Consider the following 12,678-nt stretch of genomic DNA (forward strand, 5'->3'; position numbering starts at 1 on the left):
GGAGAAAATCTTATAGTCTTTTTAAGGTTTAAACTAGATATAGATGTATGGCAATTAAATTTCAATCGAAAAATTATCTTTGTTAAAAGAACATATAGGACAGACCCAATAATCTGGTAAATCGTCAAAATCTACACCTGGATTAATGCCATCATCAGAATCTCCAACTTCAGGATCATAAATATACCCACATACTTCACAAACATACTTTTTCATTTTACCACCTCGGTATAAAATTTAATAGAACGTAAATAATTAAGGCTATGAATGAATCATTAATATAGTATATGATTCATTCTTCAAGGTGTTAATTATAAAAACATTTTATTTTTTAGAATTAAAAATATTTGTAAAGTATCCTTTAGGGAAATGACCCTTTTTTAAGCCCTCTATAACAGTTAAATAAGTTGCCGCTGTATCAAATCGTGCATCGTGATAATTTCCACTACCTTCAAATAACTTTTCAGATGTTTGAACAATTTGATCAGTTGAAATATTAAGCCAATCTATTACTTCAGCCAATTTTGGGTTTTTAATTTCTCCATTAGCTTTTGGAATTTTACATATGTCTCTGTAATAAGCCATAGTGCAGAAAGCATTTTTGGGAGTAAAATCTTCTCCTAAGGATAATAATTCATGTTTTAAAAATCTAATATCAAAATTAACATTGTGTCCAATTAAGAAATCAGAATTGGTGAAATCGTCAATGAATTCTGGAACTAAATCTTCAAAATATTGTCCGTTAGATAATTCATAAAGTTTTTCTAATGAAAAACCATGAATTTCTTGAGCAGAAGGATCCATTTCATCAACTGCAAAGAAAAAGTTTTTACCTGTAGTTATTTGAGGTTTTACTCCAGCGTCAACAGTTATGTAACTTAATTGACATATGCTACCGGGTTTTATACTGGTGGTCTCTGTATCAAAAAATAATAATTTCATTAAATTGTACCTCCATATTGTACATAAGGTATCTAAAAAATAAAGGTTTAAAGATACCAAAGTCATCAATTCACTATTTAGGCATACTGACTTGTTATTATCTTTTTATATGCCTTAGGTTTCTAAATTTAATTATATAGTATTTACGAAAAATTTCAAATGAGTTATAATAAGTGATGAGAATAATTATTATTTGATAATATTTACAAGCAAGGAATAAATCATATATTTATATCATAATGTGGAAAATATTTAATAAGTAATAATAAATTCACAAGTTGTAAATAATAAATTAGTAATGTAAACAAGGAGGAAATTAAAAATGGTAGAAAGAAGACGTAAAGTATCTATAATAGGGGCAGGGTTTGTAGGAGCAACAACAGCATTTGCTTTAATGAATAGTGGTGTAGCTACAGAAATATGTTTATTTGATATAAATATGGATAAGGCAATGGGAGAAGTTATGGATTTGGTTCATGGCACATCTTTTGTAAAACCAGTTAATATCTATGCAGGTAATATTGAAGAAACTAAGGATTCAGATATTGTTATAATAACAGCTGGAGCAGCACAAAGAGAAGGGGAAACTAGATTAGATCTAATTGAAAAAAATTATAATATATTTAAAAGTTTTGTTCCACAAATTGCGGCAGCAAGTCCAAATGCAATTTTATTAGTTGTATCAAATCCATGTGATGTATTAGCATATATAACATATAAATTATCAGGATTTCCAAGTGAAAGAGTTATTGCATCAGGTACTGTATTAGATACATCAAGATTAAAATATGTTATTGGTAAGTACTTTAATGTAAATAACAATAATGTTCACGCATATGTTTTAGGAGAACATGGTGATAGTGAAGTCGTAAGTTGGAGTACTGCAAGTATAGCGGGAGAAAGCTTTGATGAATATGCAAAGAAGTTTAACTTAGAATGGGATAATGAGGTAAAAGCAGTAATTGAAAGCGATGTTAAAAATGCTGCTTACGAAATAATAAGTAAAAAAAATGCAACTTATTTTGCAGTAGCATTAGCAGTAAATAGAATAGTAGAAGCTATATTAAGAGATGAAAATACTATTTTAACTGTATCTTGCTTAATTCAAGGAGAATATGGAATTGACGATGTTTATTTAGCAGTTCCAACTATTCTTAATAGTACAGGGGTTGTAAGAATTGTTAATCCAATAATAAATGATGAAGAAGAGTTGAAAAAATTACAAGAATCAGCTAATGTATTAAAGGGTTATATCAAAAAAGTTATTAAGAAATAAAAATGATTTTAAAGTTGTTAAGTATGAATGTTGAAAATATTCCGGCATAATTTGACAAATGAAAAAAATATTTATATAATAAAATTTATTTATTATATAAAATTTAAGGGGGCACATATGGATATTCAAGGTATAATTATTCCAAAAGATTACAAGGGGAAATATTCACTAATTGAAACAGAAATTCATATTAAAAAAATAAAGGATTTTTTTGAAAAATCTTTAGCAGAAAATTTAAAATTAACTAGAGTTTCAGCACCGTTATTTGTTGAACCTAACACAGGAATAAATGACAATTTAAATGGGATTGAAAGACCTGTTAGTTTTGATTTATTAGAAGCAAAAAAAGACGTACAAATAGTACATTCACTAGCAAAATGGAAAAGATATAGTCTTTTTAGATATGGCTTTAAGCAAGGCGATGGATTATACACTGATATGAATGCAATAAGAAGAGATGAAGTGTTAGACAACCTTCATTCTATATATGTAGATCAATGGGATTGGGAAAAGATAATTGATAAAAGTGAAAGAAGTATTGAAACTTTAAAGAATATTGTAAACAAAATTTATGATACATTTAAAGCAACTGAAACGTATGCTTGCAATGAATTAATAAATGAAGAAAAATTCTTACCAGAAGAAATATTCTTTGTAACTACACAAGAATTAGAAGATACATATCCAGATAAGACTCCTAAAGAAAGAGAAGATATTATAGCTAAAGAAAAAGGTGCAGTATTTATAATGCAAATTGGAGGCGCTTTAAAATCAGGCGAAAAGCATGATGGACGTTCTCCGGATTATGATGACTGGACATTAAATGGAGATATAATATTCTACTATCCACTTTTAGAAAGAGCATTTGAAGTATCATCTATGGGAATCAGAGTTGATGAAGAAGCATTAGATAAGCAATTAACTATTGCAGGTGCTGATGATAGAAGAGAGCTTAAGTTCCACAAAATGTTATTAAATGGAGAACTTCCATATACAATTGGTGGAGGAATCGGACAATCAAGAATATGTATGTACTTTTTGAAAAAGGCACATATTGGAGAAGTTCAATCATCTGTATGGGATGATAAAAATACTAAAATTTGTGAAGAAAATGGAATCACTTTACTTTAAAGTGATTTAAATAAAAATGTACTGTTATTTAATAATTAATTTAAATAACAGTACATTTTTTATTTAATAATTCAATTTTCTAAGGAAATTATATAATAATTGTCATTGTTAACTGAACTTAGTTCATTCCATTGAAACTTATTTCACCAGTAAGTACTGATTTTTCATTTCCAGTACTGTCTTTGACAATAAGATCACCTGTGTCCGATAAAGAAATACAAGTGACAATTTCTTCATTGTTATATGTAATCAATTTTGCTTGTTTTCCAAATATATTGGAGTGCTCTCTACAAATTGAAATTGTCTCGGAAAGATCAAGATTATTTACAAATTTACTATATAATATTTCAAAGTGATTTAAAAATCTTGCAAGTATTTCGCTTCTTTCAAATTGTTTAGTACATTGAATTTTTAGAGAGGTTGCAATGGATTTTATATCTTCATCAAAATCATCTATATTAATATTCATACCTATGCCTAAAACTAAATAGTGTACACTATCCATATCACATTTCATTTCAGCTAATATGCCACAAAGCTTTTTATCATTTAGAAGTATGTCATTAGGCCATTTTATTGTTGTGTTAATATTAAAATCTCTTAAAGTTTTATAAATTGAAGCAGCTGCTATTTGAGTTATCTTAGGAGCTTCATTTGGAGGAATGGTTGGTCTTAAGACTAAAGTAAACCAAAGTCCACCACTAGGAGAAACCCATTTTCTATTGAAACGTCCCCCACCAAGAGTTTGTTTTTCAGCAATTATTATACTGCCGTCTTCAATGTTTTTTTGTGCAAGTTCCTTTGCTTTAATATTTGTAGAATCTATTTCGTCAAAGTGAATTATATTTTTACCGATTATAGATGTTTTTAGTAAGGATAAAAGTTCACTTTTATTCAATAAATCAGGGGAGTAAATCAGTTTATAGCCTTTATTTGATATACCTTCTATTATATAACCTTTTGATTTCAAGTTTTTTATATGTTTCCATATGGCAGTTCTTGAAACGCTTAATGTTGAACTTAAATATTCACCAGAAATATAATCTTTAGATATTTTTAATTCATTTAAAATTTTATCTTCCATAAATAAGTACCTCCTAGAATTTATTATATCATAATAATAAAGTTATTATTAGCTTCGGGCATATTCAAAAAATAACAAGACAGTATGATATTAAATTAACTATAGCCTTTCACATGGAAATCATATATAATATAGTTTGGTATAATTTAAAAATGCAAGTAAACTTAAGGCATTTCTAGAGAGGATAATAAAATGAATACAAATAAAAATAATAGAAATATAAATCAAAAATCAAAATCTAAATTAAAAAAAGGTAAGAAAAAGGCGAAAAGATTTTCGACTTTAACTTTAATGTCTTTTTTTATATTTGAATTTCTTTTTACAGCATGCACATTTCCATTTATGCTTTTATATGGACCATTTGAAAATTCAAAAAGTACATATGTTGGAGCTGCAATGACTTCAATGAATCATCAATATTTAGCAAAGTGGTTTTTATCAGATGAAAAGATATCAGAAATAATGGGACAAAATTCAACTGAAACTACGGATGAAACAACTAATACATCTCAAATTGAAATTCCAAAGATTAAGGATGATACTATAGAATTAAATGAGATTGATAATGACAAATATAAAGGTTATTACCTTGTGATAAAGGATTCAACAAGAGTTAAAATTGGATATACGTCTAAGTTAAAGGTAGAAGGTGAAACGACATCTCAAATTGCTGAAAATAATGAAGCTATTGCTGCTGTTAATGGTGGTGGATTTACAGATCAATCATCAAATGCTTTATGGACAGGAAATGGAGGATTCCCAATAGGTCTTATAATGAATGGAGGAGAAGTTAAATACAATGATTTGGGAAAAAGTGGTGAAGCTGATTTGCTTGGAATAACAAAAGAAGGCGTAATGCTTGTCGGTAAATATTCTGTAGAAAAACTTCAAGAACTTGGAGTTCAAGAGGCTTTAAGTTTTGGACCATCATTAGTTATTAACGGAAAAATGACAGCTATGAGTGGAGATGGGGGCTGGGGTATAGCTCCAAGAACCATAATAGGTCAAAGAAAAGATAGTGCAATAATTCTTTTAGTTATCGATGGTAGAGGAACAAGTAGTCTTGGAGCTACGTTAAAAGAAGCACAAGAAGTTATATATAAACTTGGTGCCATTAATGCAATGAATTTAGATGGTGGAAAATCAACAACAATGTATTATGATGGAGATATTATTAATACACCATCAAATAGTATGGGTGAAAGATCTATTCCAACAGCAATTATTGTTAAGTAAACAGAAGGTGAGGTCAAGTTATGAAAGTGTCTAAGAAGATAATTGCGTGGGCAATATTATCTATAGTATTACAAGTTGGTGGATTATATGTTTTAGATAACTTTGTATTTAAACATTCATCAGACTTTCAAAGTAAAAAGATAGAAATTCAAAAGGATAAGACAAAAGATATTAATGCAACTATTCCAACTGATGCTGAAGCAATAAATGTATCTTATGATGGAAAATATTTAACTTATAATGAAAATAATAATTTATATATGCAAGATACTAAAACGGGTACTAACACTCAAATAACGACAGAAAATGAAGGCGAAATTCTTTACTATAAATGGTTATCAGATAGAGATAGGCTTATAATAGCTAAAAAGGTTAAAAGTGAAGGGGAATATAAAATTCAACTTGTAACATATAGCCCTCAGAATGCTTCTGAAACATTTGTTAGCAATATATGTACATACCAAAAAGACATGGAAGTTAAAAAAGTAAGTGAATCTACTATTACAGGTGTATATTATGTAGATATTTATAAAGGTGGACTAAAAAATACAGTTTATAGAATAGATATAAATGATACTTTAACTAGGGTTTCACTTCAAACTAATGTTTTAGGAAATATGCAAGTAATACCCCATGAAGATAGACTGATTTATGAAGATAAAGTAAATGGTAAGTTCTTTGTTACAAGTCCTAATAAACAATTAGTATTTAATTCTAATAAAAAATTAACGCTTTTAGGGATTGATAGAAAAGATGTAGTATATATTGGTGAACTTAATGGAGATAAGATAGCAAGTATAGTTTACGGTAAAGTTAGTGAAGATACATCAACTTGGAAGAAAATAACTCTTGATTCAGTTGTAAATAGTGATGATTTATACTTTAGTAATGAAAGCGAAATACTAATTAATGATAATCTTAAAGGTAGTGTTAAGAACTTAACTAATGGAAATGAAGTTGAATATGAAGGAAAACTTATTCAAATTAAAGAAGATTTTATAGTTACTACAGATAGCAGTGGAAAATTAGTTTATAAAAATTTAAAATCAGAAAATAAATAATCATTAAGTATATTAAAGAAAATATACTAACATGTTATTTTTTGAATGTGACTGATAATAAAGAGCGCTCAATCTTGGAGGTTGAATGCTCTTTGTTTTCAAAAAATATGTATTACTATATATTAAATATGATATAATACAAGACATATACAATGAAAAAGGAGGAAAATATGAATTCAATACTTAATATGATATTAATGATTCCAGGTATGCTTATTGCTTTTACATTCCATGAATATGCACATGCATACGTTGCAGATAAACTAGGAGATAAAACACCAAGATTTCAAGGAAGATTAACTTTGAATCCAATTGCACATATTGATCCACTAGGATTTATAGCAGTTTTAATTTTTAGTTTTGGATGGGCAAAGCCAGTACAAACTAATCCATCAGCATATAAAAATTATCATAAAGATGATTTGAAGGTAAGTTTAGCAGGGCCAATGGCAAATTTTTTAGTTGCTATAGTAATTGCAGTAATATTAGGATTTTATGTGAGATTTGCATATGGAGTTTTACCATCAGCATTATCTGGAGTACTATTTTCAATGATACGCTTTGCAATTGTAATTAATGTGAATATTGGTTTGTTTAATTTAATTCCAATACCGGGATTGGATGGGTTCAGCCTTTTAAGAGATTTACGTCCAAATACTTTTTATAGATTTGAAGAGAAATTCTATCAATATCAAATGATAATAATGGTAGGACTCATATTTATTGGAGGAAGAATAATTTCAATACCAGCAGGAATTATAATAAATGCATTATTAAGCCTTGCTTCTCTAGTAGTTAATCTATTTTAATGTGAAAAGAATAAAGTTGACAAAATTTAATACAATTTGTATAATTTAATAAAATTAATATTGAAATATTCGAAGAAAAGGAGAGTATTTTAATTGATTCCTTAAGCGAATAGGGATAAGGTATATGCCTTGTGGTGAAAGCCCTATGGATAGATTAAAAGAAGAGAACCTTGGAGAAATCACCTGAAATGAGTAGGGATGGTCGCAATTAAACTTTGCGTTAAAAGTTAAGTGGTATTTTATTTAAACATATTAAAAAATCAATATGTTTTATACAAAATACAATTAGAGTGGTACCGCGGATAATCCGTCTCTTTATTATTAATAAGAGACGTTTTTTATGTGTCTGAAATTACTGAATGAAATTGACGATTGTCAATTAAATAGTGGCTTAGCCACAATTGTTAACTGTTAATTGTTAACTGTTAACTGAATTAGAGGAGGATATTTATGGATTACAAAATTAAAGTTGCAGAATTAATAAAAGAACATGTGGATTTAGATATTGAAATTATAGAAAAATTAATAGAAATACCACCAAAACCAGAAATGGGGGATTATGCTTTCCCATGTTTTCAATTATCAAAGGTTATGAGAAAATCACCTAATATGATAGCAGAAGAATTAAAGAATTCGATGTGCATTGATGGATTTGAAAGAATCGAAAATCTTGGACCATACGTTAATTTTTTTGTTGATAAAGGCGTTTTTGCAGAAAATACAATTAAGAAGATTCTAGAAGATGGTGATAGCTATGGTTCATCAAATATAGGAGAAGGAAAAACTGTATGCGTGGAATACTCTTCACCAAATATAGCAAAGCCTTTCCATGTTGGACATTTATTTACTACAGCTATAGGAAATGCTTTATATAAGATGTTTAAAAAAGAAGGATATAATACTGTAGGACTAAATCACTTGGGAGATTGGGGAACTCAATTTGGTAAGTTAATATCAGCTTATGACAGATGGGTAGATGAAGAAGCTTTAGAAAAAGCACCTATTGATGAATTACTTAGAATATATGTTAAATTTCATGAAGAAGCAGAAAAAGATTCTACGTTAGAAGATGAAGCAAGAGCAAACTTTAAAGCGCTAGAAACTGGTGATGAAAAAGCTACAGCTCTTTGGACTAGATTTAGAGATTTAAGTTTAAAGGAATTTGAAAGAGTTTATAATATTTTAGGCGTTAAATTTGATTCATTAGCTGGAGAAGCATTTTATAATGATAAAATGGATGTAATTGTTAATGAATTAAAAGAAAAAAAATTACTTGTTGAGAGTAATGGGGCACAAGTTGTAATGCTTGATGATTATAATATGCCACCATGTATTGTACTTAAAGGTGATGGAGCATCAATATATGCAACAAGAGATTTAGCTGCTGCTATGTATAGAAAGAAAACTTATGATTTCCATAAATGTGTTTATGTAGTTGGAAGCCCACAAGCGCTACATTTTAAACAAGTATTTAAGGTGTTAGAACTTGCAGGACATGAATGGTCAAAAGACTGTGTACATGTAGGATTTGGATTAGTTAAGTTTGCAGATAGAAAACTTTCAACTAGAAATGGTTCAATTGTTTTACTTGATGATTTAATTCGTGAAGCAATTGAAAAAACTATGGAAGTTATAAATGAAAAGAATCCAGAACTTGAAAATAAAGAAGAAGTTGCAAAGAAAATTGGTGTGGGAGCAGTGATTTTCACTTATCTTAAAAATTCAAGAGAAAAGGATATTGTTTTTGATTGGAAAGAAATTTTATCATTTGATGGAGAAACAGGTCCGTATGTACAATATTCATATGCTAGAGGAAATAGTATATTAAATAAAGGTAATGAATGTACAGGAACTGTAGATTATAGTAAATTATCATCAAAAGAAGAATTTGAATTAGTTAAGAGCTTAGCTAATTTTAATAATGCAATAACTTTTGCGTTAGAAAAGCTTGAACCATCAATATTAACTAGATATGTAATTGAAGTAGCAAAAGGATTTAATAAATTCTATAATGCACATTCAGTATTAAATTTAGAAGATGAAGATTTAAAAGCTACTAGATTAAGCTTGGTTAAAGTAACTCTTCAAGTTATAAAAAGTGGATTAGAACTACTTGGAATAGATGTAGTAGAAAAAATGTAAATAGAAATAGAGGAAAAGCTCTTTTTAGAGTTTAGCCTCTATTTTTTTACGTTTTTTTACACAAGAAAATTATATACTTCAGAAATATATAAGATTAAAAAAATGAATATATGATATAATTAAGTCATGATTGCAAGTTTTAACTAAAAAGGATTTAAAATCGTTTACTCCTCTGACATTGGGAAGAGGAGTTTCATATAAGTGGGAGTGTTACGGATGCTAGCTATCGGATAAAGGGATATTTAGCAATATGGAGGAGAAATGAGAAGAAACGAAATCGATTGGATTAGAAACATTTGTATATTATTATTATTTGTATTTCATACAGCATCCATTTTTACATATTATGAACCATGGTATATTTGGTCTGATAGTAAAAGTTGGTTAGCTACAATAGTCTTTATAGTATTTATTCCTTGGCATATGCCTGTACTATTCTTTTTAGCCGGAGCATCTACAAGATTCTCATTAGGTAGTAGAAATGGAAAAACATATATTTTAGAAAGAGTGAAAAAACTTCTAATTCCATTTGTACTTGGAATGTTAATTTTAGTTCCTCCTCAAGGGTATTTTGCACGAGTAAGTAGAGGAAAACCTGTAGAGAATTATTTGCAGCAATATAAGTATTTTTGGACTACTATTTCAGATATACCTTATGATGGAGGACTCGGGCCTGCACATTTATGGTTTATATTGTATCTATTTATTATTTCAATAGTTGGATTATTTATTATTAAAAGCTTTAAAAAAGAAGGAATGAAAAGTTTTTTATTAAGGATTAAGGATAAATTAACTAGTAAATATTCTTTGTTTTTTATAGTGTTAGTATTTTTTGTTGCTGATATAACTCCACTTGCAATTGCAGAAAAGAATATACTAATATTTTTAATAGTATTTTTATTGGGATATATTGTTTATAGTGATAATGATTATTTAGAATATATAGATAAGAATAAAATGAAGAGTCTAATTATAACAGTGATTTTTTTCATGGTTTATATAGGTGTAATTTTACCATACTACCAATTGAACAATAATGGTAGAAGTGGCTTGAAATTTTTATTATCTATAATGAGGAATGCTGCCATGATAACTACTATTGTAGCAATTATTGGATATGGAAGGAAATATTTAACTGGTAGAGGAAAAGTACTTGATTATTTAAATAAATCTTGTTTTCCAATATATATATTACATCAACCTATAATAGTTATAATTGCATATTATATTATGAATTATTATACATTACCCACATATTTATTAATTTTAATTATTTTAGGAAGTTCAATTCCTATAACTTTTGGAATTTATGAAATATTTAGGCGAATAAAAATAACAAGATATTTAATTGGTGTTAAGTAAGACATCAAAAAATAAATATAATAGGATATATTATTGAAGGAGTTTTATGGAAGAATTTTATGATTTAATAAATAAACGTCAGAGTTGCAGAAAATATTTGGATAAGCCTGTTGAAAAGGAAAAATTAATTAAATGTATTGAATCTGCAAGAATAGCTCCATCTGCATGCAATAGTCAACCATGGCATTTTGTTGTTGCAAATAATAAAGAATTATCATCAAAGATTGCCATGTGCTTGCAAGATAAGGTTATGAATAAGTTTACTAGTGAATGTCAATCATTTATAATAGTTGTTGAAGAAAGCGGTAATTTGACCTCACGTGCAGGAGCATTAATGAAACAACAGGATTATAGGTCTGTTGATATTGGCATCGCTACAGAACACATATGCCTATCTGCAGCACAACAGAATCTAGGGACCTGTATTTTAGGTTGGTTTAATGAAAAGAAGCTTAAAAAACTTTTAAATATTAATAAATTAAAAAGAATTAGATTAGTAATAGCAATAGGGTATCCAGAAAACAATGATATACGAAAGAAAATAAGAAAAAATATAAATGAAATTTCTACTTTTATAGAATAAGGTACATCAAATAAGATAAAATACTGGGTTATTAATCTTTTTAAGACACATGAAAATAAATAACAAGTCCAAAGTTGCCATGAATATTTTTTATCAGGCAAATGGATTTGTTATTTTTTTATTGTGTCTAATGTGACTAAACAAGAATATATTAAAACACTATAAATATAATTATGTTTTTATAGTGTTTTAATTATGTTAGGCATCTTTGACCTGTTATTATCTTACGTGTGCTTTGAATTATTAATATCTTGTTTCTAAGCTTTTCTGAATCACAAAAATAAAGTATAATAAATAAGTGAAAAAGGATGTGGTAAAATGTCAAATATAGGTGCATTTTTTGATTTAGATGGAACTCTATACAGAGAAGGGCTAATAACAGAAGTATTTAAAAAAATGGTTAAATATGAGATTATAGGGTCAGAAAGATGGTATAATGATGTAAGACCATATTTTATGAAATGGGATAAAAGGCAAGGTGATTATGATAATTACCTTTTAAAGATGATAGATATATATATTGAATCCATTAAAGGATTGCAAAAATATCAAATGGATTATATAGCACAAAAAGTTGTAGAACAAAAAGGTGACAGAGTTTATACTTTCACGAGAGATAGAATAAAGTGGCATAAAGCGAGTAATCATACTTTAATCATAATATCAGGATCACCTTCAGAGCTTGTAGGTCAAATGGCTAAAAAATATGGATTCACAGATTACATCGGGGCTAAATACGTTGTAGATAATGAAGGTGTATATACAGGAGATGTTATTCCAATGTGGGATAGTAGAAGCAAAGCTAGGGCAATAGGTGATTTTGTTAAAAAATATGATATAGATTTAAGTGTAAGTTATGCTTATGGAGACACAGCGGGAGATTATACTATGTTTAAAAATGTAAAACATCCTTATTGTATGAATCCAACTAAAGAACTTTTGCAAAAAGTTCTAAAAGACAGAGAATTAATAAAAAAAGTTAATGTCGTAGTTGAGAGAAAGGATGTAATATATAACTTGGATATTGAAGATATACAATTCTTATAGGAAAG

The 12,678-nt window shown here is 28.1% G+C and carries 12 protein-coding genes; 9 read left to right on the forward strand and 3 right to left on the reverse strand.

What is annotated here, in order from left to right; all coding sequences use genetic code 11:
* Window positions 1-54: 54 nt before the first annotated feature.
* Together DIC82_09065 and DIC82_09070 are read right to left on the reverse strand one after the other, a co-directional pair.
* Entirely contained in the window at window positions 55-216 is a 162-nt protein-coding gene (locus tag DIC82_09065) for a rubredoxin (GenBank protein AWK51158.1), read from the reverse strand.
* Between the two features lie 108 nt (window positions 217-324).
* Complete coding sequence (locus tag DIC82_09070; GenBank protein ID AWK51159.1) at window positions 325-942, reverse strand: 3'-5' exonuclease; 618 nt, start codon at window positions 940-942, stop codon at window positions 325-327.
* A gap of 322 nt (window positions 943-1,264) precedes the next feature.
* On the opposite strand from DIC82_09070, the gene DIC82_09075 reads away from it, so the two are divergent.
* Together DIC82_09075 and DIC82_09080 are read left to right on the forward strand one after the other, a co-directional pair.
* Window positions 1,265-2,218, forward strand: coding sequence for an L-lactate dehydrogenase (locus DIC82_09075; protein ID AWK51160.1), 954 nt, complete (start codon window positions 1,265-1,267; stop codon window positions 2,216-2,218).
* A gap of 117 nt (window positions 2,219-2,335) precedes the next feature.
* Complete coding sequence (locus tag DIC82_09080; protein AWK51161.1) at window positions 2,336-3,349, forward strand: aspartate--ammonia ligase; 1,014 nt, start codon at window positions 2,336-2,338, stop codon at window positions 3,347-3,349.
* 118 nt (window positions 3,350-3,467) lie between these two features.
* Here DIC82_09080 and DIC82_09085 read toward each other — a convergent pair whose 3' ends face one another.
* On the reverse strand, window positions 3,468-4,433 hold the full coding sequence (locus tag DIC82_09085; protein AWK51162.1) for a biotin--[acetyl-CoA-carboxylase] ligase: 966 nt from the start codon (window positions 4,431-4,433) through the stop codon (window positions 3,468-3,470).
* 192 nt (window positions 4,434-4,625) lie between these two features.
* Here DIC82_09085 and DIC82_09090 point away from each other — a divergent pair, with 192 nt between their 5' ends.
* The 7 genes from DIC82_09090 to DIC82_09120 all read left to right on the forward strand — a co-directional run bounded on the left by DIC82_09090 (window position 4,626) and on the right by DIC82_09120 (window position 12,673).
* The gene (locus DIC82_09090; protein AWK51163.1) at window positions 4,626-5,669 is read left to right on the forward strand and encodes an exopolysaccharide biosynthesis protein; all 1,044 of its coding nucleotides are present in this window, start codon (window positions 4,626-4,628) and stop codon (window positions 5,667-5,669) included.
* Between the two features lie 20 nt (window positions 5,670-5,689).
* Window positions 5,690-6,730 (forward strand): dipeptidyl-peptidase IV, encoded by a 1,041-nt coding sequence (locus DIC82_09095; GenBank protein ID AWK51164.1) that lies wholly within the window; start codon window positions 5,690-5,692, stop codon window positions 6,728-6,730.
* Between the two features lie 170 nt (window positions 6,731-6,900).
* Window positions 6,901-7,539, forward strand: a complete 639-nt coding sequence (locus tag DIC82_09100; protein ID AWK51165.1) for a site-2 protease family protein — start codon at window positions 6,901-6,903, stop codon at window positions 7,537-7,539.
* Between the two features lie 450 nt (window positions 7,540-7,989).
* Window positions 7,990-9,681 carry an arginine--tRNA ligase gene (locus tag DIC82_09105; protein ID AWK51166.1) on the forward strand — a complete coding sequence of 564 codons (1,692 nt, stop codon included), beginning with the start codon at window positions 7,990-7,992 and terminating at the stop codon, window positions 9,679-9,681.
* A 261-nt stretch (window positions 9,682-9,942) separates the two neighbouring features.
* A complete protein-coding gene (locus tag DIC82_09110) occupies window positions 9,943-11,043 on the forward strand; it encodes a hypothetical protein (protein ID AWK51167.1) in 1,101 nt (366 codons plus the stop codon).
* A 46-nt stretch (window positions 11,044-11,089) separates the two neighbouring features.
* Window positions 11,090-11,626 carry an NAD(P)H nitroreductase gene (locus tag DIC82_09115; protein ID AWK51168.1) on the forward strand — a complete coding sequence of 179 codons (537 nt, stop codon included), beginning with the start codon at window positions 11,090-11,092 and terminating at the stop codon, window positions 11,624-11,626.
* A 318-nt stretch (window positions 11,627-11,944) separates the two neighbouring features.
* Complete coding sequence (locus DIC82_09120; GenBank protein ID AWK51169.1) at window positions 11,945-12,673, forward strand: HAD-IB family hydrolase; 729 nt, start codon at window positions 11,945-11,947, stop codon at window positions 12,671-12,673.
* The last annotated feature ends 5 nt before the right edge of the window (window positions 12,674-12,678 follow it).

Source organism: Clostridium beijerinckii, assembly GCA_003129525.1.
Lineage (GTDB): Bacteria > Bacillota > Clostridia > Clostridiales > Clostridiaceae > Clostridium > Clostridium beijerinckii_D.